23 protein-coding genes and 3 pseudogenes are annotated in these 26836 nt (G+C 57.4%); 8 read left to right on the top strand and 18 right to left on the bottom strand.

Features of this window, described 5'->3' with window-relative positions:
• Positions 1-62: 62 nt before the first annotated feature.
• The 4 genes from CKW19_RS04550 (at position 63) to CKW19_RS04535 (ending at position 4830) form a co-directional block, all read left to right on the top strand.
• Complete coding sequence (locus CKW19_RS04550; RefSeq protein ID WP_095056792.1) at positions 63-887, top strand: gamma-glutamyl-gamma-aminobutyrate hydrolase family protein; 825 nt, start codon at positions 63-65, stop codon at positions 885-887.
• Positions 887-1957 (top strand): M14 family metallopeptidase, encoded by a 1071-nt coding sequence (locus CKW19_RS04545; protein WP_095056791.1) that lies wholly within the window; start codon positions 887-889, stop codon positions 1955-1957. Before CKW19_RS04550 ends, CKW19_RS04545 begins: the two co-directional genes overlap by 1 nt.
• Before the next feature lie 65 nt (positions 1958-2022).
• On the top strand, positions 2023-3345 hold the full coding sequence (locus CKW19_RS04540; protein ID WP_095056790.1) for an MFS transporter: 1323 nt from the start codon (positions 2023-2025) through the stop codon (positions 3343-3345).
• Between the two features lie 180 nt (positions 3346-3525).
• Positions 3526-4830 (top strand): OprD family outer membrane porin, encoded by a 1305-nt coding sequence (locus tag CKW19_RS04535; RefSeq protein ID WP_256580295.1) that lies wholly within the window; start codon positions 3526-3528, stop codon positions 4828-4830.
• 142 nt (positions 4831-4972) lie between these two features.
• On the opposite strand, the pseudogene CKW19_RS04530 reads toward CKW19_RS04535, so the two are convergent.
• The 4 genes and pseudogenes from CKW19_RS04530 to CKW19_RS04510 all read right to left on the bottom strand — a co-directional run.
• Positions 4973-5454, bottom strand: a pseudogene (locus tag CKW19_RS04530) (outer membrane beta-barrel protein); the annotation flags it as partial.
• Positions 5455-5891: 437 nt separating this feature from the next.
• Positions 5892-7187 (bottom strand): OprD family porin, encoded by a 1296-nt coding sequence (locus CKW19_RS04520; protein WP_095056788.1) that lies wholly within the window; start codon positions 7185-7187, stop codon positions 5892-5894.
• A 130-nt stretch (positions 7188-7317) separates the two neighbouring features.
• Positions 7318-7773: a type II 3-dehydroquinate dehydratase gene (locus tag CKW19_RS04515; protein WP_095056787.1), complete on the bottom strand. Its 456-nt coding sequence runs from the start codon at positions 7771-7773 to the stop codon at positions 7318-7320.
• Between the two features lie 15 nt (positions 7774-7788).
• Positions 7789-9144 (bottom strand): MFS transporter, encoded by a 1356-nt coding sequence (locus CKW19_RS04510; protein ID WP_095056786.1) that lies wholly within the window; start codon positions 9142-9144, stop codon positions 7789-7791.
• Positions 9145-9310: 166 nt separating this feature from the next.
• Between CKW19_RS04510 and CKW19_RS04505 the strand changes: the two genes are divergently transcribed.
• The gene (locus CKW19_RS04505; protein ID WP_095056785.1) at positions 9311-10195 is read left to right on the top strand and encodes a LysR family transcriptional regulator; all 885 of its coding nucleotides are present in this window, start codon (positions 9311-9313) and stop codon (positions 10193-10195) included.
• Positions 10186-11589, top strand: a complete 1404-nt coding sequence (locus tag CKW19_RS04500; protein WP_177408772.1) for an MFS transporter — start codon at positions 10186-10188, stop codon at positions 11587-11589. Before CKW19_RS04505 ends, CKW19_RS04500 begins: the two co-directional genes overlap by 10 nt.
• 53 nt (positions 11590-11642) lie before the next feature.
• On the opposite strand, the gene pcaG is transcribed toward CKW19_RS04500, so the two are convergent.
• From pcaG to CKW19_RS04475, 5 genes are all read right to left on the bottom strand, one after another.
• Entirely contained in the window at positions 11643-12245 is a 603-nt protein-coding gene (gene pcaG / locus CKW19_RS04495; RefSeq protein ID WP_095056784.1) for a protocatechuate 3,4-dioxygenase subunit alpha, read from the bottom strand.
• Between the two features lie 12 nt (positions 12246-12257).
• Entirely contained in the window at positions 12258-12977 is a 720-nt protein-coding gene (gene pcaH / locus CKW19_RS04490; protein WP_095056783.1) for a protocatechuate 3,4-dioxygenase subunit beta, read from the bottom strand.
• Between the two features lie 126 nt (positions 12978-13103).
• Positions 13104-14033, bottom strand: coding sequence for a pca operon transcription factor PcaQ (gene pcaQ, locus CKW19_RS04485; protein WP_095056782.1), 930 nt, complete (start codon positions 14031-14033; stop codon positions 13104-13106).
• Positions 14034-14138: 105 nt separating this feature from the next.
• The gene (locus CKW19_RS04480; RefSeq protein WP_095056781.1) at positions 14139-14933 is read right to left on the bottom strand and encodes a lipopolysaccharide biosynthesis protein; all 795 of its coding nucleotides are present in this window, start codon (positions 14931-14933) and stop codon (positions 14139-14141) included.
• A gap of 412 nt (positions 14934-15345) precedes the next feature.
• A complete protein-coding gene (locus CKW19_RS04475) occupies positions 15346-15777 on the bottom strand; it encodes a MerR family transcriptional regulator (RefSeq protein WP_095056780.1) in 432 nt (143 codons plus the stop codon).
• A gap of 217 nt (positions 15778-15994) precedes the next feature.
• On the opposite strand from CKW19_RS04475, the gene CKW19_RS04470 reads away from it, so the two are divergent.
• Complete coding sequence (locus tag CKW19_RS04470; protein ID WP_095056779.1) at positions 15995-16825, top strand: alpha/beta fold hydrolase; 831 nt, start codon at positions 15995-15997, stop codon at positions 16823-16825.
• 249 nt (positions 16826-17074) lie between these two features.
• Here the strand turns inward: CKW19_RS04470 and CKW19_RS04465 are convergent, their stop codons facing one another.
• The 3 genes from CKW19_RS04465 to CKW19_RS04455 form a co-directional block, all read right to left on the bottom strand.
• Positions 17075-17752, bottom strand: coding sequence for a DUF3313 domain-containing protein (locus tag CKW19_RS04465; protein ID WP_095056778.1), 678 nt, complete (start codon positions 17750-17752; stop codon positions 17075-17077).
• A 79-nt stretch (positions 17753-17831) separates the two neighbouring features.
• A complete protein-coding gene (locus CKW19_RS04460; RefSeq protein WP_095056777.1) occupies positions 17832-18947 on the bottom strand; it encodes an HD-GYP domain-containing protein in 1116 nt (371 codons plus the stop codon).
• The gene (locus tag CKW19_RS04455; RefSeq protein ID WP_095056776.1) at positions 18940-22881 is read right to left on the bottom strand and encodes a response regulator; all 3942 of its coding nucleotides are present in this window, start codon (positions 22879-22881) and stop codon (positions 18940-18942) included. The genes CKW19_RS04460 and CKW19_RS04455 overlap by 8 nt, the downstream gene beginning before the upstream one ends.
• A 371-nt stretch (positions 22882-23252) precedes the next feature.
• Between CKW19_RS04455 and CKW19_RS04450 the strand changes: the two are divergent.
• A pseudogene (locus CKW19_RS04450) lies at positions 23253-23438 on the top strand (hypothetical protein); the annotation flags it as partial.
• Between the two features lie 146 nt (positions 23439-23584).
• On the opposite strand, the gene CKW19_RS04445 reads toward CKW19_RS04450, so the two are convergent.
• The 6 genes and pseudogenes from CKW19_RS04445 to CKW19_RS04420 all read right to left on the bottom strand — a co-directional run bounded on the left by CKW19_RS04445 (position 23585) and on the right by CKW19_RS04420 (position 26814).
• Positions 23585-23767, bottom strand: a complete 183-nt coding sequence (locus CKW19_RS04445; RefSeq protein WP_008033373.1) for a DUF1289 domain-containing protein — start codon at positions 23765-23767, stop codon at positions 23585-23587.
• Positions 23768-23769: 2 nt separating this feature from the next.
• On the bottom strand, positions 23770-24141 hold the full coding sequence (locus CKW19_RS04440) for a hypothetical protein (RefSeq protein WP_095056775.1): 372 nt from the start codon (positions 24139-24141) through the stop codon (positions 23770-23772).
• 39 nt (positions 24142-24180) lie between these two features.
• Complete coding sequence (gene dmeF / locus CKW19_RS04435; RefSeq protein ID WP_095056774.1) at positions 24181-25107, bottom strand: CDF family Co(II)/Ni(II) efflux transporter DmeF; 927 nt, start codon at positions 25105-25107, stop codon at positions 24181-24183.
• A 20-nt stretch (positions 25108-25127) separates the two neighbouring features.
• On the bottom strand, positions 25128-25403 hold the full coding sequence (locus CKW19_RS04430) for a metal/formaldehyde-sensitive transcriptional repressor (RefSeq protein ID WP_095056773.1): 276 nt from the start codon (positions 25401-25403) through the stop codon (positions 25128-25130).
• A 206-nt stretch (positions 25404-25609) separates the two neighbouring features.
• Positions 25610-26034: pseudogene (locus CKW19_RS04425) on the bottom strand (GNAT family N-acetyltransferase).
• A gap of 159 nt (positions 26035-26193) precedes the next feature.
• On the bottom strand, positions 26194-26814 hold the full coding sequence (locus CKW19_RS04420; protein WP_095056772.1) for a tyrosine-type recombinase/integrase: 621 nt from the start codon (positions 26812-26814) through the stop codon (positions 26194-26196).
• Positions 26815-26836 lie beyond the last annotated feature (22 nt).

Here is a 26836-nt window from a genome sequence, read left to right as displayed (position 1 = left end):
AATTTACCATGATTAAACGATCTCATAGACTGGGTTTTCGTTTACCCCTACGGGACTTGATCATGACCAGATCGCCACTATTCGCGGACGGCGCCAGACCCCTTGTTGCCATCGCCACCGATCGCGTGGATCGCTATGGACATCCCGCGCATACCTTGCTGCACGGTTACGTGGACGCAGTGGCGAGCACGGCTTGCGCACTGCCCCTGGCGCTGCCCGCTGATCCCGATGCCATTGACTTCGAGAGCCTGCTGGCCAATATCGATGGGCTGGTGCTCACTGGCAGCCCGTCAAATATTTCGCCGCTGCGTTACGGCGACACCGCCACGCCGGACGTCTCGACGCTGGATCTGGCCAGAGACGCAACGGTTCTACCGCTCGTCAGAAGGCTGGTCGAAGCGGGGGTCCCGGTATTGGGGATATGCCGAGGTTTCCAGGAGATGAACGTTGCCTGGGGTGGCACGCTGGACAGTGCCGTTCATCAGCGCCCCGGGGCCATTGACCATCGCGAAGGTGACCATTCCCGCCCCATCGTCGAGTGGTACCAATACAGTCACGGCATCAAGGTTGCTGCGGGTGGGCTGCTGTCCCGGCTGCGAGGCACGGATGATGCGCAAGTCAACTCCCTGCACCATCAAGGCATCGCAAGGCTCGGGACCGGCCTGACGGTCGAGGCCACCGCACCGGACGGGTTGATTGAGGCGTTTTCAGTCACGGGCGCCAGCAGCTTCGCCCTCGCGGTGCAGTGGCATCCGGAGATGCGCGTGCACGATGACCCGTTGTCCCGCGACATATTCAAGGCATTTGGTGATGCCTGCCGACGACGCCGCGAAACGCGCCTGCGTTCGATCGTACAAGCTGCAGACGCCGAGACCTCGATTTCATGATGAACGCAGAACACATCGACGATCTTTTCAGTGATTCGTATGCACAAGCACGCGAAAAGTTTTTTGCGGCTGCCCACCAGCGAGGGCTGTCGATCGACAGCTATGAGCTGAATCTCAAAGGTGCCAATGACGAAACGCTGGCAACGGATGTCGTGTTCGACGGTCCGAGGGACGCTTCCAAAGTGCTGATCGTGCTCAGCGGCGTGCATGGCGTGGAAGGCTTTCCTGGTTCGGCCGTGCAGACAGGCACGCTGCGGCTCGATACGCCGAAGCCGGACGATACGGCGATTCTCTATGTTCACGCGATCAACCCGCACGGCTTTTCCCACCTGCGGCGAGTGACCCAGGAAAACGTCGACCTGAACCGTAACTTCATTCAGTTCGACGGTCCGCTCCCTCAAAACGAGGGTTATCACGAAATCCATGAGGCACTGCTGCCTGCGCAATGGCCCCCCAAGGATGATCAGGTATTGCAGCAATACCGAATGACCCATGGTGACAAGAAGTTCCAGTGCGCCATTTCCCTGGGCCAATACCACTACCCGGACGGCATGTTCTTTGGTGGACAGACGCCGACCTGGAGCAACACCACGTTCCGGCAGATCCTGCGTACCTATGCCGCAAACGCTACGGTCATCGCTTCTGTCGACGTCCATACTGGACTTGGCCCCTACGGCTACGGGGAAAAAATCTTCGCCACCCGTGACATCTGCACCCTGGAGACAGCCAGGAATTGGTGGGGTGAGATCACCGATGTACATGCCGGCAGCTCTACCAGCGTGCCGATGAGCGGCCCGATTCAGGTGGCCATTTCGCAGGAATGCCCGTCGGCCAAACACATTGGCATTTGCCTGGAGTTCGGCACGTACCCGATCGAGAAAGTGATCACGACGCTGCGGGCCGACCACTGGGTTTTCCGCCACGGCAAGCAGAACACGGCGCAAAGCAGCGAGATCACCCAGCGACTCAAGGATTTGTTCTACCCCAACCACGCGGACTGGAAAACACCCGTTTGGACGCAAGCCAGCCATGTCGTGGCTCAGGCACTGCAAGGACTGGAAAACTGGTAAGGGCATACCTCGGAAAACAGGGACCTGTTTAAGATAAATTCTAATAAATACAGAGATCTTGATCCATGAACTACTCGACAATGTCGATCACTGAAAACCCAAGTGAGGAAAGCCCTGAAGGGGCAATTCCACACCCCACCATCAGCAAGAAATCAGTCGCCGCCGCGGTGGCAGGTAATGCGCTCGAGTTCTATGACTTTGTCATCTACGCGTATTTCGCCATCTACATCGGCAAAGCCTTTTTTCCGGTATCAGGCGAGTACGGCAGCCTGATGGCCGCGGCAGCGACCTTTGGCGTCGGCTTTCTCGCGCGGCCACTGGGCGGTGTGTTGATCGGCACCTTTGCCGACAAGGCCGGGCGCAAACCGGCAATGATCCTGACCGCGGCCCTGATCACCCTTGGCACGCTGGGCGTGGCCATCACGCCGAGCTACGAGTCAATTGGTATCGCGGCCCCCATCTTCGTGGTTTTTTGCCGCCTGCTGCAGGGCCTGGCCCTGGGCGGTGAACTGGGTCCTGCCACCTCGTTGCTGATTGAAGCTGCACCTCCCGGCCGCCGTGGCTTCTACGCCAGTTGGCAAGTCGCCAGCCAAGGCTTGGCCGTTGCCGTTGGCGGCATGCTCGGGGTGGTGCTGTCCCTGAGTCTGAGCACTGAGCAACTGGCCAGTTGGGGCTGGCGGATTCCGTTCCTGCTGAGCCTGGTGCTGATTCCTCTGGTGGTGTACATGCGCAAGTCCCTGCCCGAGACCCACGAGGGCACCGATGAACGCAGCGGTAGCGCGATAGTCGGCGAAGTGCTGCGCAACCACAAAAAGATTCTGATCCTGGGCATGATGTTGTTCGCCTCGATCGCGGTCGCATCGCAGATCGGCAACTACATGGTGAGCTACGCGGTACAGGTGCTGAAGCTGCCGGCAGCGGTCGCGCAAAGCAGTGTGCTGATCGGCGGGATCGTCACCTTTGTCTTTTCCCTGATTGGCGGGCATCTGAGTGATCGTTACGGACGGCGCCTGACCAACATTTTACCTCGGGTCGCGCTGACCTTGCTGATCGTCCCACTGTTCCTGTGGCTCACGGGGTCACCCAGTCTGGTCACGCTGCTGACCGTCAATGCGGTACTTGCAGCCCTGACGGCCATGTTTGGCGCGGCGGGTATCGTCCAGGTACCGGAGCTGTTGCCGATCGCTGTGCGCAGCACCGGCCTGTCAATTACCTATGCCTTTGGTGCCGCGATTTTTGGTGGCAGTACCCAGTTCATCGTCACCTGGCTGATTGCTGTAACCGGCAGCCCCATGGCCCCCGCCTGGTACCTGGTCGGTATCAGCATCGTTAGCCTTATTGCCATGCGGATGCTGCCTGAATCACGTGACACCAACGTTCAGGAATAACCGCTGGCACCCCGTGCAATATTGCATTTATGCGAAGCAGAAGGTTGGAGTGCGCAGATAAAGCGCCTTCGACCTCGCGATAAAACAACAACAATAATTTCAGACGTTCGTCTGCCAATAACTCCGCTATAGGCAAAGTCAATGTACCGCACAGAAAAGCTTCCAGTATGGTCGGCGGGTATGCTCGCGGCCGCTATTTCAGCGTCGCCGGTTTTTGCAGAGGAACATGGGTTTGTCGAAGACAGCACACTGACGCTCAATACGCGTCAGTGGTATTCCCATGAAATCGGCAGCAAGGCTGTGCACTTCCGCGCACAGACCAATGATGGCCCTCGTGCGGTGCGAGACCGTACTGCCTGGGTGCAGGGGTTCAAGCTTGATTACATATCCGGTTTCACTCAAGGCCCCCTGGGTTTCGGTCTCGACGTCTCAACCTATTCGGCAGTGGCGCTGGAGCGCAGCCAGCTGACAACGGCTGGCGGCAGCAATCGCGTGCTGGTGGACAAGGACGGCAATGTGGTCGACGACTGGAGCAAAATCGGCGTGGCGGCGTTGAAGGTAAAGCTCGCGCAGACAACGCTGAAAGTGGGTCGGCAGCAGATGTCCAGAACGCCGGTCATGGGTTACGCAGACACCCGGACTCTGCCCGCTTCCTTCGACGGTGTTTCGCTGGAAAGCCGTGATATCGACGGCCTGACGATCAAGTCCGGGTTCTTCGACAGGGCATCCCCCAGGACTGGCGCGGGCACTCAGGATCTGACGCCGACCTATACGTACCGGCACGTCACCGGCGACTTCATCGCCTACGGTGGTGCAGATTTCGTGACCCAAAGCGGATGGCGCACCAGTGCCTACCTGTCGCGCTTCGACGATATCTGGGACCGTGAGTACTTTGGCCTGGGCAAGAAATACCAGTGGGGCCCGATCAGTACCGACATGCAGCTGGATGTCTATAACACCCAGTCCAGTGGTGCCGAAAAGGGCGGCTACATCGATCAGCAGGCCTACGGCCTGAGCGTGGCACCGACCTGGAAAAACCATACGCTGAAGTTTGGCCTGCAGAAAATCGATGGCGACGAATTCTTCGATTTTGTCGGTGAGTCGAATGCAATCAACCTGCCTAACGTCGCGCTCTCGAACTATAACGGGCCAAACGAAAAGTCGTACCAGATCAATTACATGACCGACTTTGCCGCTTACGGCCTGCCAGGCTTGAAGACCTCGGTGTGGTACATCAAGGGCTGGGGTATCGATGCCACCCACTACAATGGTGGCTCAAACGGCATGTACGCCGACTTTAAAAAACAGGATGACGAAAACGAGTATGAAGTCGGCACGCTGGCCAGCTACACCTTGCAGTCCGGTAGTTTCAAAGGGGCGAGTGTGATGAGCGGTTATGTCTGGCACCGGTCCAGCCCATTGCAACTGGAAAACAATATCGAAGAGTTCCGTTTGATTATCAACGTTCCCTTTAAAATCCTGTAACCGGGTCGTAGTTTGGATCGTCGATTTTCCGTCAGGTAGTTGCAATGACACCTGCAGTTACCCCGCTCGAGGCCGACGGTGAGTTCGCCGTCGGCCTCGAGTAGCCTTTCTGCCGCTGAGCTTTTCTCCGAGGCTGCTGACCTCAAAAATACACCAGTGCTTCCACAGTCCCGGTCAGTTGATTTCGTGCATCACCCTGGCCGAAAGGACGCGCGTCATCGCGGCCATCGAACCAGTCGTAGCGCAGTTCCGGGCGCAGGGTCAGGTACTTGTTGAAATCGTAGCGCAGCCCCGTGGTCAGCGCATTGAAGGCGCCGCGTGCGGTGGAAGAGGGGAACAGCACGTAGCCGTCCGGGTCGTCGAAATGCTCGGCCCGCACCGAAAACGACAAGTCCTTGCGTTGCTGGTAAGTCAACGCGACGTTGGCCCCCACCAGTGCGCGCCGTCAAAACCAGGGCTGGTGACGATGTCCACGGTCGACGCCTTGCCGTCGCCCGATTGATGGCCGTAGACCATTTCACCGCCCATCGACCACTGTTCATTGAATTTGTGCCAGCCATTGAGCGAGTGCTGCTGCTTGAACTGACCATCAGTGGAGATCAGGCGGCCGCGGGGTGTCTGGATGAAAGCACGCACTGTTGGGATAACGGTGGTGGCCTCGCGAGAGCGTGAGCCGTTCTGAGTGATCGGTGATTTTTCAGGTCAGGCGGTAAAGCCGAACAGGCGTTTCGGGGTTTCCCAAAGTATCTGGTGGCGGTCACTGGCACTCGGGAACATTTCGCCGAAGTTTGTCAGAACTCGATCTTCACAAAGCGTTCGACATCACGACCACACCTGTTCCAGATCATCCGTAAATCGGTGTATAGGCGGGCGCATGAGCGGGGAGCGTCCGCTATTGGCAGTTGCTGCCTATAGCGAACGTGGCAGGCCGTTTTCGGCCGATGATAGTCGGACGGTGAATGGGGACTCGACAAAGAAAATCGTCTAAGTCCCCGCTTTCAGATCAACCTGGTCTCATTCACATCCACTTGGAGGGTCGCAGCGTGTTTATGCGAGTCGCACTACAGCAACGAAATCGGGTAGTTGATAAAGAGCCGGTTTTCGTCAAATTCGTTGGTGCTGTAGTCTCTGCGAATGCTTGAGTTGCGCCATTTGACGCTCAGGTTTTTCAGGACGCCAGACTGAATCACATAAGCCAATTCAGATTCGCGGCCCCATTCCTTGCCATCAGTGATAGCGCCGGTGTGCACGTTGTCACCGCTCAAGTAACGGTTCATCAGCGTCAGGCCAGGAACGCCGACGGTTGCGAAGTTGAAGTCGTGACGAACCTGCCAGGAACGTTCCTGCGCGTTATCGAAGCTGGAGTTGTAGCTGTCGTTCGCCAAGGTCCCGCCACTGGCACCGTTGACCCGCATCCACGCGGTATCGCCGGTGAGCTTTTGCAAGCCGACGTAAAACGTGTTGCCGCCCAGTTTTGCGGAGAACAGGCCGAAAGCGGTCTTGTTGTCCATATCGCCGGCCAGGCTGGCACCGTCTTCCTTGCCAACGAAGTAGCCCATGTTGGCGCCTAGCGTCCAATCGCCCACCGGTTGGCTGTGATTGAGGCTGAAGTACTGTTGTTGGTAGATGTCTTGAAGTTCGTCGTACCAGAGCCCAACCGTAGTGCGCTTTTCGTTGAACGTGTATTCACCGCCACCGAAGTTGAATCGGTCGGAAGTGAACGCCGCTTTGCCGTTCATCGCCATGTCTTCCATGCTGGCGTCGTTGCGCGGGCTGTTTTGTCGGATTTGACCGCCATACAGCGTCAGCCCGCCGATCTCCTGGGAAGTGATCTGCGCACCTTGAAAGGTCTGCGGCAGCGACCGACCGTCATCCGAACGCAGGATTGGCAGGGTACTGACCCACTCGCCGACTTTCACCACTGTCTTTGAAACCTTGGCTTTGGCCGCAACACCCAAGCGTCCGAAATTGTCAGCAGGGCGTCCATCGTCGTGGACAGGCAACAGTTGCGTGCCCGTGGTGCCTTTACCGCCGTCGAGTTTTTGCGAATAAAGTCCCAGGACGTCCACGCCGAACCCTATCGGACCTTGGGTATAGCCGGAGCGGGCATCGAGAATAAAGTTTTGCGTCCACTCCTCAGCTTTGTTCTGTGGTGCGGCTGGACGCGGATAGGCGGGGTTGACGAAGTTGCGATTGATGTACGCGTTGCGCAGGTTGAGCGTGCTGGTTGCACCCTCGATGAAACCGCTATTTTCATCGGCATGAGCCGCAGTCGCCACGCCTGCACCGAGTGCCAGTGTCAGGCCGATCAATGCGTAATGTGCGGGCACGTTACGGCGAAAAACAGAGTGATGCATGAGGATTCTCTCGCAGTGAATTATTATTTTTTTGGCGGTTTTTGCAGCGTGCGACTGAATTTCAGGCGCAGGCGGCTCTGGCAACCATCTGCCGAGAGACCGCCGTGTAAGCGTTTGGCGAAGAGGGGTGTTAGCTGTTGGCCACCTGACGACGCAGCAGGTCGTCAATGGCCCTGATTGCCAGCGGATAGCCGTCGGCCCCCATACCGCAGATCACCGCATTGACCGCGCCGGACATGATGGAGTGGCGGTGCAGTTCATCCCGTGCATGGATGTTCGACAGATGCAGTTCAATCAGCGGTGCGCTGAGCAGCTTCAGGGCATCGAGCACAGGAATCGAATGAAACGACAGGCCGGCCGGGTTGATGATCAAGGCTGCGCCTTGCTCGAAGGCTTCTTGAATCCAGTCGACCATCACGCCTTCGTGGTTGGTCTGGCGAAAGTCGCAGACCAGGTCAAGTTCCTCGGCCAGCCGTTCACTGCTTTGACGAATCTGATCGAGTGTGGTGTGGCCATAGATGTGCGGCTCACGACGACCCAGCAGGTTCAAGTTAGGGCCGTTAAGGATGAAGACGGTGCGGTTCATGGTCGTCCTGCTGCGTTATTTGGAAAGAAGGGCTGGAGCGGCAGTCGTGTCCGCATCAGGTGCCGCTACGGCGTTCAGGTCGATGCCGCGGGTTTCAGGGCCGATAAGAATCATGGCCAGCGAGATCAGGTTGATCACGGCGCACAGCGTCACCAGAGGCCACGGCGAGTTGTTCGACTGGCTCATCAGATACACGGCGATCATTGGCATAGGACCGCCGATCACCAGGTTGGCGCCGGTGTACGCCAGTGCCGAACCCGAATAGCGGACCTGGGTCGGGAAGGCTTCGGCGAATGCCACCGGCTGGATACCGCTTTGAAACTGGGTGAAGCCCAGGAACAGCCCCATGATTGCCATGATGGCGGCAACGTTCAGCGTGTTGAGGATCGGGAAGTAGACGAACAGGATCAGCAAGGTCATGCACGAACCAAATGCCAGCGCCTTTTTGCGGCCCCAACGGTCGGACAGATAACCACCGGCCAGCGCACCGAAGATTGCACACATGTTTGCCACCATCAGCGACATGAAGCCCGTCGACTGGCTAAAGCCCAGGTGCTTGGTCAGGTAGCTGAGGGAGAAAATCACGATCAGATAGAACAGCGCAGCGGGCGAGCAGAAGAAAAACATCAAACGCAGGATGGTTTTGTAGTGGCTGCCCACGGCGGATTTGAGCGGACTTTTTTCCTGCTTGATGGGGGTCTTTTTCAAGGCGATGAAGGCTGGGGTTTCATCGACTTTCAGGCGGATGAAAATCGCGACCACCACCAGTACGAAACTCATGAGGAACGGGATTCGCCAGCCGAAGCTTTCGAATTGTTCGCTGGACAGTGTCGCGGCCAGGCCCATCAATACGCCGTTGGCTAATATCTGACTGAGGGGCGAACACAAGCCGAGCAAGCCGGAATAACGTCCGCGTCGGTCGGGAGATGCGTGCTCCAGCGCCATCAGTTGTGCCCCGGTGGACTCACCGCCCAGCGCGAAGCCTTGAATGATCCGCAGCAGAACGAGCAGGATCGGTGCCCAAATGCCGATCTGAGCATAAGTAGGCAACAGGCCCATGAGTACCGATGCCAGACCCATCAGGGTCACGGTAGCCAGCATCAGATTGCGGCGGCCCAATTTGTCACCGAGGTAACCACACGTAATCGCGCCCAATGGACGGGCGGCCAGGCCAACGCCAAACGTTGCCAGCGAGGCGAGCAGGCCGGCGGTCGGCTCCATGGCCGGGAAAAACAGCTTGGGCAGAATGGTCGCCGACACCGCGCCATACAGCGTGAAGTCAAACCACTCCAAAGCGGTACCAACGGTCGCGGCGGTCACCGCTTTGCGAGGCATGCGCGAATCATGAGTCTCGTGACTGGTTGTGCTCATTGAGGTGCTCGTCATTGTTTTTATGGTTACGGGATACCCATACGATTCCGTTCGAGCATAGGCACGGGCAGGAAACGTCGAAGTGAGTAGACATTAGCGCATCCCCTCTACAGAATAATTATCGAAATCAAGACAAATAGATAAGCTGGCCTTATGGGTGGGATTCATGGAACTGCGTCATCTGAAAGCCTTTGTTGTCGCCGCCGACTTGCAGCACTTCAGCCGGGCGGCTGAACAACTGTGTATTGCGCAACCGGCGCTGAGTCAATTGATGCGCACACTTGAGTCCGAGCTGGGGCTGGCCCTGTTCCGCCGGGAGAATCGAGGAGTGGCGTTGACCGCTGCGGGCGAGGCGTTTTTGCCCCATGCGCGGCAGTCCATCGAATCCAGCGAACTGGCGATTGCCGCCGCACGGCGTGCCCGGCGCGGGGAGGTTGGCGAGATCAACATCGGCTACCACTCGGCGTTGTTCGAGGCCAACCTGCCGCAATTGCTGCGCCATTACTTCAGTACTTTCCCGGAAGTCAAAGTGTCGCTGGTGGACGCGGGGATCCGCGCACAGTTCGACATGTTGCTGGACCACAAACTCGACCTGGCTTTTGCCCGGGTGTTCAAGGATCACCTGCCGGATCGTCTGCGCACCCATCATTTCAGTCAATCCAGGCTGGTTTTGCTGATCCCGGACAACCATGAACTGGCGGACAGCTTCACGGGTGAACTGGCGACGCTGCGCCACGAGAAATTCGTGTTTTTGCAGGACAGTGCCGGCATCGGCCTGACCTCGCACACCCTCCAGGCGTGCCGGCAAAACCAGCTGCACCCCGAGAACATCATGTATGTGCCGTCACTGATGAGCATCCCCGGGTTGGTGGCTGCCGGTATCGGCTTGAGTATCGTGCCCGAAACGATGACCCGGTTGACCATGCCCGGCATTCGGATCGTGCCGCTGGTTCAAGCGGAAATGGTCAGCGAACTGTCGCTGATTTCACGCATCGATGAGCGTTCCAGCGCGGTGCTGCACTTTATTGAGGAGGCTCATGGATGGGGGTGACTGTGTCTCAACGCCGTTCGATGTGGATTGCCCTGTTGGTAGCCGTCACGTTTTTCATGGAGAACCTTGATGCCACGGTGATCGCGACGGCACTGCCTGACATGGCCCGTACGTTTGGCGTGCCGGTGGTGGATGTGAACATCGGGATGAGCGTCTACATGCTCGCGGTGGCGGTGTTCATCCCCATCAGCGGCTGGTTGGCCGATCGCTTTGGTTCACGGCTTGTGTTCAGTTCGGCGATCGTGCTGTTCAGCCTGTCCTCGTTGATGTGCGCAATGAGTGCCAGCCTGGAAACCTTTGTCGCTGCGCGTGTGTTGCAGGGCATCAGCGGAGCGATGATGGTCCCGGTCGGACGCCTGGCCGTGCTTCGCACCACCGAGAAGAAAGACCTTGTGCGGGCGATATCCTTTATTACCTGGCCCGGTCTGGTCGCTCCGGTGCTCGGGCCGCCCTTGGGCGGTTTCATCGTCACCCACGCTTCCTGGCCGTGGATTTTCTACCTCAATCTGCCGTTGGGCGTGCTGGCGATGGTGGCCGCGCTGTTCCTGATTCCCAAGCAAGAACACGTCATTGCCCGAACCTTCGATTTCAGTGGTTTTCTGCTGACTGGCAGCGCCAGCGCTGCGCTGCTGTTTGGCGTCGAAATGCTGGGGCAAGGCCAGGCGAATATGCTTCAGGCACTGTTGCTCAGTGGTGCTGGTGCGGTGCTCGGGGTCTTGGCCTGGCGACATATGCGTCGTCATGTTCAGCCATTGTTGGGGCTGGGTGTTTTGGGCATCCGTACCTTCAGCGTCTGCCTGTGCGGCGGGTCGATTTTTCGGGTCGCCATCAGCGCCTTACCGTTTCTCCTGCCGCTGATGTTTCAACTGGCCTTCGGTCTTTCCGCGCTGGATGCGGGGCTGTTGGTGCTGGCCGTGTTTGCGGGCAATCTGGCCATGAAACCGTTCACCTCGGCGGTAATGCAACGCTGGGGGTTTCGTCAGGTGCTGATGGTCAATGGTGTCCTCGGTGTGTTGGCGATCGCGGCTTGTGCCTTGCTGGATGAGCACATGAGCAGGGCGCTTGTCTTGTTGATTCTGTTCGTTGGGGGCTTGTCACGCTCCATGCAGTTCACGGCTTTCAATACGCTGGGGTTTGCGGATGTGCCCAAGGAGCAGATGAGCGATGCTTCAACCCTGTTCAGTATGTTTTTCCAACTGAGCATGGCGATGGGCGTTGCCGTGGGCGCGTTGCTGTTGCGACTCGCCATGACCATCCACGGCAATACCGGGCAGGCACAGACAGTGGACTTCCAGCTGGCGTTCCTTTGTGTCGCGGCGATTGGGGGGATTGCATTGCTGGACAACCTGCGATTGCCGCCGAAGGCGGGCGAGTCGGTCTTGCAGCGAGCATAAGAAGGCGCCGAGCGGGTGTTGAGCGCTGGCGTCTCAACACCTGCTCAGTGTGGTTAGAAGTCGAAGAACACGGTTTCCGATTCGCCTTGAACATGAATATCGAAACGGTAGGCCAGCTTCCCGTCAACCGTGCAGCGCCTGGCTACCAGGGATTCGCGCCGATGGGGTTGTTCGATCAGGTTCAACACGGGATCTACCGCATTCGCCTCGGGTTCGTCGTCGAAATACAGTCGGGTCTGCAAGTGAATGTTGATGCCCCGAGCAAACAGCGCCACGTTGATGTGCGCGGCCATGGGAACACCCGAGGCATTTTTCACTACGCCCGGTTTCACGGTGTTGATCGTCCATTCACCGACATCGGTCGTGGCGGTGCGGCCAAAGCAGTTGAAGGGCTTTTCGAGGTCGAAACCGTTGTCGTAGAGGCCGTCATGATTGGCCTGCCAGAACTCCAGAAATGCGTCACGAATCAAGTGGCCGTTACCGTCATAAACGTGACCCATCAATAGAATGTGCTCACCTGGCGCGCCAGGTTTTGCCATCAGGTTCCAGATTTCCTGATCGCGCGGCGGGTTTCCGGCTGCTTCCAGTGCCAGTCCGATATGGACATAGGGGCCTGCGGTTTGCGACGGCGTCTCGGGCAGAAGTTGAACGGGCATGTGCAGGCCTCCTCAGCGGTTTTCGAAGTGGGTCTTGCGCTGGCCGCGCAGAACGATATCAAAGCGATAAGCCAGGCAATCCATAGGATTGGCCATACTCATATCCAGTTTGGCGATCAGGCTTTGCACCGCTTCCTGATTGGCGATCGACTTGACGATCGGGCACATGGGGATCAGAGGATCGCCTTCGAAATACAGCTGGGTAATCAGGCGCGTGGCAATGGACGGGCCGCTGATGGAGACATGGATATGCGCCGGCCGCCAGTCGTTGGGACCATTGCGCCATGGGTAAGGGCCGGGTTTGACGGTGCGGAAACTGTAGTTGCCATCGCGGTCGGTCAAGGCACGGCCGACGCCGCCGAAATTCGGATCGAGGGGCGCCAGGTAACTGTCTTTTTTGTGCCGGTAACGACCACCGGCATTGGCCTGCCACATCTCCACCAAGGTATGGGGGATCGGCTTGCCATACTGATCACACACACGGCCGGCGACGATGATGCGTTCGCCAACGGGCAGGCCACCGTGATTGAAATTCAACAGCAGATCGTTGTCGTGCTGACCCATCTTCAGATGGGAAAAGTCCGGGCCGCTGGTTTCGGATAAAGACTGGGGGATACTCACCAGTGCCTGGCGAGGGGACCGCAGGATGGAAGTCTTGTAGTCCGGAGTCAGGGCTTTGGGATGCCAATTACGGTCACGAATGACGAAGCGGCTGTCGTGCGCATCAGACATGTCGTTTTTCCTGTTGTTATGGTTGGACGGAGGCGGGCACTGCCTTGGCAGCGACGTGACACCCAGTTTCCGCTTGTGCGACCCAACCAAAAATTGAAAAAAACGACTTGAAGCATATCCATATGGTTATGGATATTTGCCCTCCCGGTATTCCTCACCGACCTCGCGCAACGCTTCCACGCACCACTGGGCTGCGGGTGTCACGGGCAACACCGGATTTGTGCAGAGCCCCACGGAACCGCCAGGTTCACGCATCCCAAGGTCCAGCTCCATCAAATCGCCTTGCCTCAAGTCCTGCCTGACGGCGTCAAATGGCGCAACCCAGACGGCCTGACTGCATTGCACATAGCGTCGGCTCAGGGCCACCGAAAGGGTTTCCAGGCGTTGTCGGGATGGCGTTATCCCGTGCTGCACAAACAGGCTGTCGGCGAACTTGCGGATCGTCGTCCCTGCCGACGGCAACACCAGCGGATAGTCTTCGAGATTTTTATGCCCCAGTGAATCGGCGAGTAATGGATGGCCGCTACGGACCACTAGGGTCATGGATTCGCTGTAGAGGTGTTCGAACGCCAGCCCGAGAATCAATGGGCTATCGGTCATTCTGCCGACCACCAGATCCAGTTCACCGACCCGCAGTCGGGACAGCAAGTAGGCACTGGGCCCGGTCACCACACTGACCACCAGCGCGGGATGTCGCTCGTGTAGACGGGCGACCACTTCAGGCACCAACAGGCTTTCGACCGTGGACAGCGCACCAAGCTGCACGGTAATGGGTTCATGTACCCCGGAGCGCAAACTGTTGACCCCTTCACGCAGCGATTGCACGCTCGGGCCCGCATACCGCAAAAAGGCCACCCCGGCCTCGGTCAGTGTCGAGCCCTTTTTACTGCGTTCAAACAGAGAGGCTTGCAGCAGGGATTCCAGTTCTTTCAGCGTTTTGGAAAGCGCGGGCTGGCTGATGGCCAACTTGTCGCAAGCACGGGCCAGGCTGCCCTGGCGCGCCACTTCGAGAAAACACACCAGATGACGGAACTTGATTCGGGTATCGATGTTCAATCGGGCGCTCTGCCTGGGTGGAACTGCGCATTTATTATTGTTGAAGCGAAAAATTCGGTCAGTTGTACCGTGCTGCGTTGGTCACGTGCTGCATTTAAAGACACATTATGTATGCCTGAGCAGAGCCTCAACGTCATCAAGGCCAATTTTCGGAATCACTGACTTCGGAATTCGTGACGTGGGGGAAAGATTGTAAACGGCGAACTGATCGCCCATCACTTTGTTGGCCATTAGCTGCAATGAAGGCAGAATTCTTCGAGGGAAGTGCTGATCCAACCCGCAGGGCGATACAGCGACCTTGCCGGTTTCATAGAAGCGACCCACAGATTGGTTCAGGTCGACACCTACAAGGAACACTTTGGTGAAACCGACATGATAAGCAATCTGCAAGGCCAGGTAGGCTACAGTGCGGGCATCGAAAAACCCGAGTGATAGATCCTTGCTGAACCCCAGTGACCTAGATCGCTTGCCCCAAAATGCACGGTTGCGTATCAGGCCCTTTTCGCGTGTTACCAGTGCCTCCAGCAAGGATGGATCCCTCACCTTTTTCAGTGGAAAGACTCTTCCGGCCGGTACTACGGGCAATGCGTCCAGCTGATCTTTCCACAGAGCAACATGCTGGCTGAGCTTCAGCGCCACGGTAAATAATTCTGGTTGCTGACGGGGGAAACCTAAGTCAGTGCACGCGTAAAAAAATGGCCTGATATCTGTTTTAGCAAACATCGAGATTGCGCCATTCATGGTAATCATCGGAATGTCTGCAAATCGCTCAATAGGAAAGTCCTTCGCGGAACTCCCCGACGCAATAATGAAAACAGCGCCCTTGGCAATGTTTCGGCAGTCTGCAAAATCACTTGCTGAATATTGCCAGTTGCAATTCAAAATGCTATGCGATTTCACAAGTCCCTCATATTTCTAACTAAATAGATATCCTTGCCCAATGTGCCTCAGCAACTTGCGCGTGTCTATCAGACAAGACTGGTTTTTTCTGCACATCTTCGCAAGCCCCCGGCTCATCACGGCAAGCTCTACACCTCAGCTTGTCGCTGCTGCCGCGAATGGTAAGCATCCCGTCTTTCCAATCTATAAGCATTCCCCATATTCCAATACACAATCGCTCTATAAATAGAAAGGCGGGCACCTTCACACGGCTTACCAGCTGCTTGCTGACGCAAACCAGGCGAGCTTATATATATTTGCACTTTCGGCGACCGACAAAGGAGTAGAAACATTCTAAGCGGTACTTTGCTTCACAACCGCTTCTCGATCGGATGTACTCCGGACATGGTTGCCTTCACTTGGAAGACGCACATCACGGCTTGCCTGAAACTGCCGCCACACCTTCTTCGCGCAGACGTTGCAACAGCATCTGCGTATTGTCCGCACAACCCATGCCTTCGGGCTTGCTCTCGACGCCCTCGATGACCAGTAGCAGTTGCGCTTTATTCAGGGCCAGCCGCTGCTGCAGGATCTCGATTTCCTCAACCTTGCGCCTGAGCCCACTGAGCAACGCGTCATGCTGGCAACCGTTCGCATTCATCGGCAGTAATTGGCGGATTTCTTCCAATGAAAACCCCGCAGCCTGTGCGCCGGTAATGATTCCCAGAACCCGCTCCGTGTCAGGTGCATAGTCCCGATAGCCGTTGGCTTTGCGCTCGACAGATATGATCAGGCCGCTCGCTTCGTAGAAACGGATGCGTGAAGGCGCCAATCCGCTGATTTTCGCCAGTTCGCCTATTCTCATATTCCACCCAAAAAAGCCATTGACCTTAAAGCTGACTTTAAACCTTAAGTGATCTGGCGGCCAAGCGGCGCAGATTTAATGGAACTCAGGGGCAAGTGAGCCAGACCAGGATCGGCTCCTCTGACCGCCTGTTGGGTGGGCTGCACTTTGTTCAATAAGGGACACGATCAGAACACGACTCTGATCATGGCCTCCATTTCATACAGGAGATGCGAACATGGGGTATGTCACTACGCAGGACGGTGTTGAGATCTTTTACAAAGACTGGGGGCCGCGCGATGCCCGAGTGATCTTCTTTCATCACGGTTGGCCACTCAGTGCGGACGACTGGGATGCGCAGATGCTCTTTTTTCTGGCCAACGGCTACCGGGTCGTTGCACATGACCGACGCGGCCACGGGCGATCCAGTCAGGTCTGGGACGGGCACGACATGGATCACTATGCCGATGACGTTGCGGCCGTAGTCGACCATCTTGGCGTACGAGGTGCTGTCCATGTAGGACACTCCACCGGCGGTGGGGAAGTCATCCACTACATTGCTCGCCACGGCGAAGACCGAGTGTCGAAGGCCGCCATCATCAGCGCCGTACCGCCGTTGATGGTGAAGACCGACAACAACCCCGGCGGGCTGCCAAAATCGGTTTTCGATGACTTGCAGGCACAGCTGAAGGCCAGCCGCGCGCAGTTCTACCACGATATCCCGACCGGACCTTTCTACGGGTATAACCGCCCTGGTGCCAAACCGTCAGCGGGCATCATCTTGAACTGGTGGCGACAAGGGATGATGGGCAGCGCAAAGGCACATTATGATGGGATCGTGGCCTTTTCTCAGACCGATTTTACCGAAGACCTGAAAAGCATCACGATCCCCGTGCTGGTGATGCATGGTGATGATGATCAGATCGTGCCTTATGAAAATTCTGGACTCTTGTCAGCCAAACTGTTGCAAAACAGCACGCTGAAAATCTACTCGGGCTACCCACACGGAATGCCTACGACGAACGCCGATACGATCAACGCCGATTTGCTCGCTTTCGTACGAGGTTAGGTAACGGTGGGTAAAAACCGCCCCTAATGACTTCAAGCCACTTACTCGGAGATATGAGCGCTCCTACGCTCATATCTCCGAGGCATTCATGTTTACTGCTTTTGCAAATCTCCAGGTTTGCGTAGGCATTGCTGCCCGAGAGGAACTCACCCTTGGCATCGACGAAGGTGGCCGGGTACTTGGCGCCGACGTTTTCCATGTTGACCGCAGGCACGTCACCCTTGTAATCCGGTGGAAGCCAGGTAATGGTCAACGGTGAATGAACGTCCAGAGGTCGGTATTCAGATTTTCGATAGCGTCTTTAAAGTCCTTGGTGGTGATTCGCTGACTCTCGTTTTTCAGCTGCGTGCCGAATACCTTACGCACCACTTTGGCGATTGTCTGATGGGTTTTCGCGTCAATGAACTCGGCTTCGATGAACAGATTAGTGTCTTGGTCCCGGTATCCGGTGGCGGCTTGTGTCGCGCCGACAACCGCCGCAATCGGCATCACTTCATACCACTTCATGCCTTCGTTCGAAGCGCTGACGCCAGTGATGGCCGCACGCAGGATCAGAGTGCGTGATCCGGCCGGTGCAGCGGCCGCGTTAGACACCCTCTGGTACTTCTGGCCCAGCACGAGCTTGGCCTTCCTCGACATGAAGTCCTGCAACTCGGCCAGCGTCTGCTGATTGACCTGCTCGTTGGGTTTGGGCGCGGGATAAAACTCCAGCGTTCGGAACGCTATGGTGTCATAGGCATTCGGGTTCCACGACGGACTCACCCAGCGCATGGCCTTCTCGCCCGTGGTGGTGGTCACTTCCTGCAGGTTGTCGTAGTTGGACAGGAAGCCCGAGTACTGCTCGCGTTCGGTGACTTGGGAGGTGCAACCGCCGAGTAGCAGGCCGGCCAGTGCGACGCCAATAAACAGTTTGCGGGCCAAGGTCATAGGGAGGCACTCCACGAAAAAGTCGTGTTCCGTTGTTGTCGGTGAAGCCCTGGGCATTGATTTCACGGCGACGCGTTGATTAACCATCCTGACCGCGATCAGCAAAACGCACCGCGATAGCCTGGAATTGCTCATGGTTGGCCAGGAAAACCTCGCAGATTTCTGGGTCGAAATGCGTAGCACATCCCTGGCGGATTATCTCCAGCGCCTGATCGTGTGACATGCCCTTCTTGTATACGCGTCGGCTAATCAGCGCGTCATAGACATCCGCCACCGCCATGAGCCTGGCGCTGATGGGGATGTCATCGGCACTCAGCCCGTCGGGATAACCGGTACCATCCCACTTCTCGTGGTGGCTGTAGGCGATCTCCTTGGCAAGGCACAGAAATCCCACCGAGATGCCCAACTGCTCTTCGGCATGCCGGATGGCATCGCGTCCCAGTACCGTATGGGTCTTCATCGTCTCGAACTCTTCCGGCGTGAGGCGCCCCGGCTTGAGCAGTATGTCATCGGGTATGCCGATCTTGCCGATGTCATGCAGCGGAGCCGACTTGAACAGCAGGCGGATGCTCTCGTCATTGAGAAAATGCTGGAACCTCGGATGTTCGCGAAGCATCTCGGCCAGTAGTCTGACGTAGTGCTGAGTTCGTCGAATGTGGTTACCCGTCTCATTGTCGCGGGTTTCGGCCAGCGAGGTCATGGCCTGAATGGTCACATCCTGGATGGCGGTGAGCTCGGCGGTGCGGCGCTGGACTTCCTGCTCAAGGTAAGCCTTCTGATCACGCAAAAAGTCGGCGGCCGCCTTGATCTTCAATTGGGTTTCCACCCGAGCCAGCACGATGGGTGGGTTGATCGGCTTGGTGATGTAGTCCACGGCGCCCATCTGCAAACCCAGGATCTCGTCTTCCATTGTCGCCATGGCGGTGATGAAGATGATCGGGATATCAGCGGTGCGCGGATCGCGCTTGAGCTGCTCTGCCACCTCATACCCCGACAGATCAGGCATCATGATGTCGAGCAGAATCAGATCCGGGCGAGGCTCCTGCACCGCTGCCTTCAGCGCGCGCTCACCGCTGATGGCCACCCGCGTGCGGTAGATGTCCTTCAGCAGGCCATTGATCAGCTTAATGTTCTCCGGCGTATCATCGACAATGAGGATGATCGGGCTAAGTGAGTAGTTTAGCGTTTCACTCATGATGCTCCCTCCAGCACGGGGTATCGCGGGCCGTCGATGCACGTTTGAGTGTTAGCCGTGCGGCCTCGAAGTCAAAGTTGTCCACCTCATTCAGCAACTGCTCGAAACTGTCCTGGCCGAGTGCTCCGCGCAACGAATCCGCATACTGCTCCAGATAATCCGGCGCTGCTCCGTCATTGGCCTCCAGCAGGTGCATGAGCGCTATGGCATGCTGTGCCCAGTCGACGCTCGATACCACTGCCGGTGCTGCCTGGCCGCTACCCAGCGCTTGGCGAATCGCATGCACGGCCAGCGAGAGCGCTTCGATCAATTCATTCACCAATGCGTCCGACTCAGCGTGCGCCCTGATCGCGGTTTCCAGCTTACCGGCCATGACTTGCAGGCCGCTGAAGCCGAGGTTGCCTGCAACGCCTTTCACGGTATGGGCCATTCGCTCGGCCGTCGCCCGATCACCCGCGCGCAGCGCGTTCCCCAGCGCTTGCCCTGCCAAAGCCCAGCGGTCGGCAAATTGACCCAGCAGCTTGATGTATAGCTGGCGATTGCCCGCCACTCGCCTCAGTCCGTCGGCGCTATCTAGCCCTGGAATGTCCGGTAGGCGCTCCTCGCCCGATGCGGCGCTGGACGGCTCCACTGCCGCCGACCGAGGTACGACCCAGCGCAGAACCGTGGCGATGAGTGCTTGCGGATCCACGGGCTTGGTCACATGGTCGTCCATGCCCGCCTCGATGCAGCGCTCCCGGTCCTCGACCCTGGCATGTGCGGTCATAGCAATCACCGGGATCTGTGCGCAGTGAGGCTCGACGCGAATACGCCGGGTCGTCTCGAGACCATCCATCTGCGGCATCTGTACGTCCATCAGCACCGCGTCGTATTGCGCTGCAGCCAACATTGACAGCGCCTCGCAGCCGTTGCCGGCAACTTCCACCAGGGCACCGGCAGCCTCGAGAAGCTCCCTGGCAATCTGTTGGTTGATTTCATTGTCCTCCGCGACGAGCAGGCGCACTCCGGCGAGCACCTGCGCCTGCGCATTGGGTACGGTTAGCGCCACCACGCCCGTTTGCGGCGCGAATAAGTTGACCAGTACCTCTACCAGCGAGGACTGGTTGACCGGCTTGACCAGGAACGCGCGAATGCCGGCCGCTTGCGCAGCGGCATGCATTTCGTCATGCCCAAATGCACTGACCATGACGGCGTACAGTGCAGGCTGCAGGCCAAGCGCCCGGCGCGTCGTCTCGATGCCATCCATCTCTGGCATTTGCCAATCCACCAATAGCACCCGGAACGGGTCGTCGGCCGCAGCACCGCGAAGGCTCTCCAAAGCAGCCTCGCCTGACGCCACCGCGACCGGCGAAAGCCCCGCTACGCGAAGCATGTCGGAAAGGATCTGGCGCGCGTCGGCATTGTCATCGACGACCAGGACGCGCGCTCCGGCGAGCTCCGCAGGGACAATCTGGTGCTGCGTACGCATATGCTGGTCAAGACCAAGCCAGACGCTGAAAGAGAACGTGCTGCCGTTGCCCGGTTCGGAGTTCACCGCGATCGTTCCGCCCATCAGCTCGACGATGCGCTTCGAGATGGCAAGGCCCAGGCCGGTACCGCCGAATTGTCGCGTGGTAGAGCTATCGGCTTGGGCAAAGGCCTCAAAGAGTCGCCCGGTTTGCTCGGGAGTCATGCCGATACCGGTATCGCGGACACGAACCTGCAGCTGAACTTTGCCGCCGGTGCGGCCCAGGTTGCGAACCACGACTGTCACCTGCCCATGCTCGGTGAATTTCACTGCGTTGCCTACCAGGTTCAGGATGACCTGGCCCAGGCGCAGCGGATCTCCAAGCAGCGTCTTGGGAACGTCCGACGCCCGGTCGAACAGCAGCTCAATGCCCTTGTCGTAAGCCCTTTGCGCAATCAGCGAGGACACGTTGTCGAGCACCGCATCGATCTCAAACGGCACTGCCTCGACGCTCAGCTTGCCGGCCTCGATCTTGGAGAAGTCGAGGATGTCGTTGATGATGCCAAGCAGCGAAGTGCCCGCCTTATGGATCTTCGAGACATAATCGCGCTGCCGCTGGTCCAGCGAAGTCTTCAGCGCAAGGTAGGACATGCCGATGATCGCATTCATGGGCGTGCGGATTTCGTGACTCATGTTTGCAAGGAAGTCGCTTTTTGCCCGCGTCGCCTCTTCAGCAATCTCCTTCGCCCGCTGCTGCGCGTGCTCTGCTGCCTTGCGCTCGGTGATATCCTGCAGCCAGCCGAGCAGCCCTTGCTCCCCCTGGATCTGGATTGGCAGGTAGGTGACAAGCATGGTGCGTTCGCGCCCCTGCCGGTCACGCATCGGTACTTCCTGGCCCTTTGCGATGCCGTCGTCCGTGAGTCGTTCGACGATGGCTTCGCGATCATGCCCATTCGCGTAAATCTGCGAAGCAGCGTCACCGACGCCTACGCCGAACGTTTCACAGAAGCGGGGGTTGGCGAAGCGGATCACGCCCTGGGTAGAAAAGGCTATGTTGATTGGACTCGTATCGAGGATTGCCTGCAGCCGCGCGCGTTCTTCGCTAAGCGCCACTGCTGCCGCATGATGATCCGTGACATCGCGCACCCAGCTGGCGACCAGGGTCTCACCGTGGATTGTGACGAATGATGCACCGACCAGAACCCAGAGAATTGATCCATTTTTGTGCAACAGGCGGGTCTCGAAGTGTTCGACCTTGCCGTTTTGGGTCAGCAGTTCGAGGAAGCGTTCGCGCTCCTCAGGATCGACATACAGGCTCGTGGCGTTGCGCCCGAGCAGGTCCTCGCTGACATAACCGGTCGCCTGTGAAAAGCGTTGGCTTACTTCCCTGACGGCCCCGTTCCGATCTGCCAGCACCAGGCTGGCGGGGCTGGTATCCATGAGCGCGCGGGTGAAAGCTTCGCGCTCGGCCAGCTCTGCGGCAACGCGCTTGCGCTCGTCCACTTCCCGGTTGAGGCGTCGGTTCCAGGCCAGCATGGCGCCGAGCAACAGCAGGACCGCGACCAAGCTCGGGATCGCCCAGCTCATTACGGCTTTGATATCGAGGCTATCCTCGTTGAAGGAATCCTCGAACAGCCGGTATTCCATGAGCGATACGCGATAGTACCGCCGCCAGCTCGCATCGAGCGGCGAATCAATGCGATTGCTGGACTGGAAGAAACGCTCCAGCGCTCGCGCGAGATCCGGGGCGTTGCGCGCAACACCCCACCCAACGCTGGTCGCTTCGCTGACCGGAAACGCAATGGAGAGACGTTCGGGATCTTCACGAGCCCAGCGCAGCGCGCTTTCGCTACCCAATACCGTGAAATCCACCTTCGCATCGGCGACCAGTTTCACCGCCTGTTCGGTTGGCGCATAGACCATTCTGACCGGCTGACTGGAGAGAGGACCGCGGTTGGCTTCATCGATCCACTGCTCGTAGTCCGTGCCCTTCTGCACTGCCGCCGTCAGACCGAGCAAATCAGACACCTCGTTGCCCTGGGGCTGGTTGGAGCGATGGACGATGACCAGGTTGCGTACCCGGTAGTAGGGCACGAGCAACATCTTCGTTTCGCGCCAAGGGATGATATGCAAGTCATTTGGATAAAGATCACAGCGGCCGTCGGCGAGTAGCTTCGGGTCGTAGCTTTCCCCGCGTACGGTCTCGCCCCGATCGTCGTGAAACTGCGCATCGAAACTCGGCAGTTCCGTTACCTGTGGGCGTAAACCGAGTGACTGCGCGAACGCCTCCGCATTAGTCCGGTAGAAGGAAGCGCTTGAGCCAGCCACGCATATGCGTAGGACGCCGCTTTCCTGAATCTGGGACAGCGTACGTGCTTCCACGCAGGGCATGCCCAGCCCCAACAAGCCTCCCAGCGCAAGCAACGCTCCCCAGCACGGATTTGTTTTCAATATGCACCTGCTGGTAGGTAATTGCTCACGATCCAACTCGACATATCCTTGTGAGCGCCCTTGCACGAGCTTGTCCGCCGCCCTGTACTGGAATGATAGGCTTTTGGAGTGTAGGCATACGCTACAGCAAGCGCCAGCAACAAAAACTGGGCCAGCTAGCGACTTTCAAACGGCTACTCACCGTTCGGAAAGTGAATTTCCGGACGCTTACTCAGTACTCGTACACCTAAGTTTCGCCAATGTCCGCTATGGGGCGATTCTGTTGAAAAAGTAGCTCCCCTGTCTGACCTGCGGCAAAATTGCTTCATTGGCCGGCGGGGGATCACAGAGCATGATGGGACAGTTATCAAGTGGGCAGGAGCGACTGTTTTAAGATGAAGTCCCCAACCACTCGACCTTTTCCAAAGTTATTTGCCCACCTCAAGCGCATCCTGAAACTGGATCGCTTGCGACTACGTGGCATGAGTGGCGCGACCGATGAGTTCACGTTGGCTGCCGCGGTACAGAACCTGCGACGGCTGGCCAAACTTACCTCTCAAGGGGCACCAGTCACGCGCCTGCACCAAGCAAAAAACCTCAAATTAACCCAATAACAAAGCAGTAAAGGTCAACGAAGGGCTGAAAAACCACTCAATGTGGTGAGTAGGTTCTCCGCTGGTGGCCGTGCCTGAGTTCAGGTGAGCTGAAAATCCGACTTTTTCAACAGCATCGACCCAAAGCGGTCATCCAGAACAAGTGACTATCCCTGTGCTTTCTTCAGCCCTTTCAAGCGCACATTCGCCCTTTGCACCGCGGCCATTTTTTCAGGCCGCTTCATGCGTTTCCACTTTCTGATGTCTTCCTTGCTTCGCCCGCAGCTCACACACAAATCACCACTGAGCTGGCAAACTGAGATGCAGGGATTCTCGATTTCTTTAGCCATTGTCAGCCACCTTTGGCCGCACGTGATTGAGTCAGGCGGATTTTCCAGTCGCCTCCGTGAGTTCGCAGACACTCCTCCTCAGAGTCGAATCGGACACTGTGGTCTGAAGGGATCAGGTCGATGTTGGCGTCATTCAACGCGATGGACGTCAACTCGAAGATGCGCGCCTTAGCGTCAACCAGGGCGTTCTTTCTGTCAGCCAGGGTCTCGAATACCCAGATTACCTTCAGGGTTTCAGCCAACGCGTTCAGGTTTGCGATGTGGGTGAGCCAAGCAAAGCCTTTGATTTCACCTTTTGCTGTTTCGCACGCTTCGGTGAGCGTGGTTATCAACCGACGTTCGATTCGTGCCAGTTCACGTTTCCCTGGAGGCATTACGGGTTCCTTTGGAGACAATGGTGGGCAAGTGCTGAATCAGAGAGGTCGAAACTCGACTGTCAGATGACTGACTTCGTGAACTGGCTTGAGACGTTCACGAATGCTATCGGCGTTCGCAGTGGCCTCACCAAGGACGCTGACGATGGCCGCATGGGCTTGCGGTCCAACCCGCCAGACGTGCAAGTCCGTGATAGTGGCATCCCCCGGTTTCTCAACCAGTTCGCGGATTTCCTCGGCAACGTGTGCGTCTGTCTGATCCAGCAGTACTCCTGCGGTGGTCCCCATCAAGGTCCATGCCCAGCGCGCAATAACAATGGCGCCGACAATGCCCATGACCGGGTCCAGCCACACCCAGCCGAGATACCGGCCGGCGAGCAGTGCAGCAATGGCCAGAACGGAAGTCAGCGCGTCTGCAATGACGTGGACGTAGGCCGATTTCAGGTTGTTGTCGTTCCCGTGATGGGCGTGGGCATGGCCGTGATCGTGATCGTGATCGTGCCCATGACTGTGCCCGTGGCCCAGCAGCAGGGCACTGACAATGTTGACGATCAAACCGGCAATCGCGATGAGCGTAGCGGTGCCGAACTGAACTTCCGTTGGCTGCAAGAGGCGCATGACAGACTCAACGCCAATTCCCAGGGAGACCATACCGAGAATCAGCGCCGAGGCGAATCCGCCCAAGTCTCCAACCTTTCCGGTACCGAAACTGTAGCGCTGGCTGGAAGCGTGGCGTTTTGCGTATCCATAAGCCGCCGCCGCGATGCCCAATGCGCCAGCATGAGTTGCCATGTGAAAGCCATCAGCCAGTAACGCCATCGAGCCTGTGATATAGCCAGCGGTGATCTCGCCAACCATCATCACAACGGTCAGTGCCACAACCCAAAGCGTACGCTTGGCATTTTCGTCGTGCGCTGAGCCAAGGAACACATGGTCGTGTGTGTAGTTGATGTTCGTGCTCTTCATGAGCGTGTTCCTGGATGCGTTCACTTGGAGTAACGGCGAATGGCTTCAAGAAGTTCCTCGACGCCTTGGTTACGCTCCTCTTCGCTGAGAGCAGGGTTCGCGACATGCTCCCGCGCGTGTTCCTCGATGATTTCCTCCATCAAGCCATTGATGGCTCCGCGAGTAGCGGCAACAAGGTGCAGTGTTTTGGCGCAATCGAGGTCCGACTCCAATGCCCGCTCAACGGCTTGGATTTGTCCGGCGATGCGTTTTACGCGCTTGAGAAGATCGTCTTTGTTTGCTGCAATATGACCCATGGGATACCCCCCCTACCTATACATTGCGCATGATAGGCATACCCCCTATACCTATGCAAGGTTCGGCGGACGTAGGGATTATCTGCGCGCCCTTGCGGGAAGGAGATACTTCAATTTCGAGCGCAGAGCGAGAGAATTTGGAGGGGCCGTTTCTGGCCGATTGTGGTCTGCTATGAAACAGCTATCGGGCAAAGATCAAAACGTTGTCAGCACAACAGCTTCTGGTAGTAGAGCCGGGTATGTCCCGGTGGATAGTCTGCCAGGCGTCCGAACTCGGAGTAGCCCAGTTTTTGATAAAAGCCTGGTGCCTGAAAGCTGAAGGTCTCCAGCCAGATGCCAGTGCAGCTCTTTTTCTGTGCGATATCTTCGGCCATGCGCATCAGCCGTTCTCCAATACCTCTGCCACGCATCGACTCGGGAACGCTGACAAGATCAATGAGCAGCCATTGATATGAGACCTGCCGTAAAGCCCGCCTATAATTTCGTTACTGTCTGGGTCTCGTAGCAACAGGGCAAATGTTTCATGGGCGTCGTCTCCACCGTTGGCCAGATTATGGGCCAGTAATGGAGTCAAAATTCCTAACCGCTCTGCTTCAGTCGCATTTTCCGAAAGCTGGATTTCTACAGACATGGCGCTCTCCCTGAGCTATGAGTAAATGGGTCAACAAGGTAGCCCATTTCTGTCATTCCATGGCGAATCAGTAAATGCATCAGTCGTCCGTTTTTGGATGGCTGGACGGCTCCTCTTGGCCGGATAGCGACGGTCTGGCCCAGACCGTCGCAGTGTTGGTTAAACCTCTGTCTGCTCTGCCATTTCCAAAGCATCATCGACCTCGATGCCCAAGTACCTGACAGTGCTTTCGAGTTTCGTATGACCAAGCAGGAGTTGGACAGCTCTCAGATTCTTCGTCCTGCGATAGATCAACGATGCCTTGGTCCGCCGTAGCGTATGAGTTCCGTACATGGTTGGGTCAAGGCCAATGGCGGTCACCCACGCTTTGACTATTCGAGCGTACTGTCTGGTGGAAAGATGGTCTGAGTCGTGCAATCGGCTCGGAAACAAAAAGTCCTCGCTTCGCAGACGCGCCCGATGCATCCAAGCTTCCAATACCGTTCGGGTTTGCTCAGTGATTTCAAATTGCACTGGATGCTGAGTTTTCTGCTGCATCACGATGGCCCGTGACGACACATGCTCCCCATGGGCGATGTCTCGGACTCGCAGCTTGGTTAAGTCACAGGCACGCAGTTTGCTGTCGATGGCCAAGTTGAAAAGCGCCAAATCACGTGTCTTCTCTGCGAGCTGGAGTCTGATCCGGATGGCCCAGATATCTCTGACTCGGAGCGGGGCTTTCTGCCCGACAAGCTTTCCCTTGTTCCAAGGCTGATGGCGGGATCTAGTAGCGGTATTCATGGCGTGTCCTCCATGTTGATGG

It is taken from the genome of Pseudomonas sp. Irchel s3f7 (assembly GCF_900187615.1).
Classification (GTDB): domain Bacteria; phylum Pseudomonadota; class Gammaproteobacteria; order Pseudomonadales; family Pseudomonadaceae; genus Aquipseudomonas.
Note: the sequence above shows the minus strand (reverse complement) of the source record. Positions and strands in the feature narration are given on the sequence as shown.

Excerpts from the sequence above, each read along its gene's own strand:
- CKW19_RS04550 (WP_095056792.1), top strand. The coding sequence starts at position 63 with ATGACCAGATCGCCACTATTCGCGGACGGCGCCAGACCCCTTGTTGCC.
- CKW19_RS04545 (WP_095056791.1), top strand. The coding sequence starts at position 887 with ATGAACGCAGAACACATCGACGATCTTTTCAGTGATTCGTATGCACAA.
- CKW19_RS04540 (WP_095056790.1), top strand. The coding sequence starts at position 2,023 with ATGAACTACTCGACAATGTCGATCACTGAAAACCCAAGTGAGGAAAGC.
- CKW19_RS04535 (WP_256580295.1), top strand. The coding sequence starts at position 3,526 with ATGCTCGCGGCCGCTATTTCAGCGTCGCCGGTTTTTGCAGAGGAACAT.
- CKW19_RS04520 (WP_095056788.1), bottom strand. The coding sequence starts at position 7,187 with ATGCATCACTCTGTTTTTCGCCGTAACGTGCCCGCACATTACGCATTG.
- CKW19_RS04515 (WP_095056787.1), bottom strand. The coding sequence starts at position 7,773 with ATGAACCGCACCGTCTTCATCCTTAACGGCCCTAACTTGAACCTGCTG.
- CKW19_RS04510 (WP_095056786.1), bottom strand. The coding sequence starts at position 9,144 with ATGAGCACAACCAGTCACGAGACTCATGATTCGCGCATGCCTCGCAAA.
- CKW19_RS04505 (WP_095056785.1), top strand. The coding sequence starts at position 9,311 with ATGGAACTGCGTCATCTGAAAGCCTTTGTTGTCGCCGCCGACTTGCAG.
- CKW19_RS04500 (WP_177408772.1), top strand. The coding sequence starts at position 10,186 with ATGGGGGTGACTGTGTCTCAACGCCGTTCGATGTGGATTGCCCTGTTG.
- pcaG (WP_095056784.1), bottom strand. The coding sequence starts at position 12,245 with ATGCCCGTTCAACTTCTGCCCGAGACGCCGTCGCAAACCGCAGGCCCC.
- pcaH (WP_095056783.1), bottom strand. The coding sequence starts at position 12,977 with ATGTCTGATGCGCACGACAGCCGCTTCGTCATTCGTGACCGTAATTGG.
- CKW19_RS04475 (WP_095056780.1), bottom strand. The coding sequence starts at position 15,777 with ATGAGAATAGGCGAACTGGCGAAAATCAGCGGATTGGCGCCTTCACGC.
- CKW19_RS04470 (WP_095056779.1), top strand. The coding sequence starts at position 15,995 with ATGGGGTATGTCACTACGCAGGACGGTGTTGAGATCTTTTACAAAGAC.
- CKW19_RS04465 (WP_095056778.1), bottom strand. The coding sequence starts at position 17,752 with ATGACCTTGGCCCGCAAACTGTTTATTGGCGTCGCACTGGCCGGCCTG.
- CKW19_RS04460 (WP_095056777.1), bottom strand. The coding sequence starts at position 18,947 with ATGAGTGAAACGCTAAACTACTCACTTAGCCCGATCATCCTCATTGTC.
- CKW19_RS04445 (WP_008033373.1), bottom strand. The coding sequence starts at position 23,767 with ATGGCTAAAGAAATCGAGAATCCCTGCATCTCAGTTTGCCAGCTCAGT.
- CKW19_RS04440 (WP_095056775.1), bottom strand. The coding sequence starts at position 24,141 with ATGCCTCCAGGGAAACGTGAACTGGCACGAATCGAACGTCGGTTGATA.
- dmeF (WP_095056774.1), bottom strand. The coding sequence starts at position 25,107 with ATGAAGAGCACGAACATCAACTACACACACGACCATGTGTTCCTTGGC.
- CKW19_RS04430 (WP_095056773.1), bottom strand. The coding sequence starts at position 25,403 with ATGGGTCATATTGCAGCAAACAAAGACGATCTTCTCAAGCGCGTAAAA.
- CKW19_RS04420 (WP_095056772.1), bottom strand. The coding sequence starts at position 26,814 with ATGAATACCGCTACTAGATCCCGCCATCAGCCTTGGAACAAGGGAAAG.